This window comes from Nonomuraea sp. NPDC049784, assembly GCF_040659615.1.
Taxonomy (GTDB): domain Bacteria; phylum Actinomycetota; class Actinomycetes; order Streptosporangiales; family Streptosporangiaceae; genus Nonomuraea.
The window spans coordinates 1-1,275 of record NZ_JBFAMX010001235.1 but is presented as its reverse complement, the minus strand read 5'-3'; the positions used below and the strand labels follow the sequence as shown (position 1 = coordinate 1,275).

The 1,275-nt window shown below is 71.5% G+C and carries 2 protein-coding genes; both read left to right on the top strand.

Annotated elements, in window-relative coordinates; all coding sequences use genetic code 11:
* A partial coding sequence (locus tag AB0J09_RS65040) for an enolase C-terminal domain-like protein (protein ID WP_360714517.1) occupies positions 1-613 on the top strand: 613 nt, incomplete at its 5' end.
* Between the two features lie 41 nt (positions 614-654).
* Positions 655-1,275 (top strand): NAD(+)/NADH kinase (locus AB0J09_RS65035; protein WP_360714515.1); only part of this gene is annotated, 621 nt, incomplete at its 3' end.

Sequence of the window (1,275 nt, the reverse complement as noted above, 5' to 3'; positions counted from 1 at the left end):
CGCCGACGCGGTACGGCTGTGCCGCGGGCTGGGCGGCGTCCTGGCCTACGCCGAGGACCCGTGCGGCGCCGAGGGCCGCTTCTCGAGCCGGGAGACGATGGCCGAGTTCAGGCGGGCCACCGGCCTGCCCACGGCGACGAACATGATCGCCACGGACTGGCGCGAGCTGGCCCACGCCGTACGGGCGAACGCGGTGGACATCCCGCTCGCGGACCCGCACTTCTGGACCATGGCCGGCTCGGTCCGCGTCGCCCAGATCTGCCACGACTTCGGGTTGACATGGGGCTCGCACTCCAACAACCACTTCGACATCTCGCTGGCGATGTTCACGCACGTCGGAGCGGCCGCCCCGGGGGAGATCACGGCACTGGACACGCACTGGATCTGGCAGGACGGGCAGGCGCTCACGACCCGGCCGTTCCAGATCAGGGACGGCGCGATCGACGTGCCGACCGCTCCCGGGCTCGGTGTCGAGCTCGACCGCGCGGCCCTGGCGGAGGCTCACGAGCTCTACCTCCGCCACGGTCTCGGCGCCCGCGACGACGCTGTGGCCATGCAGTTCCTGGTGAAGGGCTGGACGTTCGACCCGAAACGTCCCTGCCTCGTCCGCTGACCTCGGCATCAGCGGGGCGGCACTTCGCCTAGTGTGGGCTCATGGGCATGGTCGGGACGGTCGGGCTGGTGCTGCATCCTCAGCGCGACTCCAAGAAGGCGATAGACACCATCCTCCGCTGGGCCGGTGAGAAGGGGGTCACCGTCCTCGGGCTGCCCGAGGAGGTGGGCCGCATCGACTGCACAGCCGTGCCCGTCGACGCCGACGCCCTCGTCGAGCGGGCCGACCTGCTGGTCGGGCTCGGGGGCGACGGGACGATGCTGCGGACCATGCGGCTGCTGGCCGGGCGGCCCACACCCATCCTGGGCGTGAATCTCGGCAAGCTCGGGTTCCTGGCCGAGATCGACGTGGACGAGCTGGCCGACACGCTGTCGGCCATCGACAACCACCGGTACACGATCGAGCCGCGCATGGCGATCAGGAGCCGGATCAAGGGCACGGACGTGACCGCCTTCAACGACATCGCGCTCGTCCGGATCCCGGGCGAGGGGCTGGCGGCGATCTCCGTCACCCCGGCCGGCAGCGACTTCGTGCGCTACGCCTCCGACGCGGTGATCGTGGCGACGTCCACCGGCTCGACCGCCTACAGCTTCTCCGCCGGCGGCCCCATCGTCTCGCCCCGGGTCGAGGCGGTGCTGGTGGTGCCCGCCGCCGCGCACTCG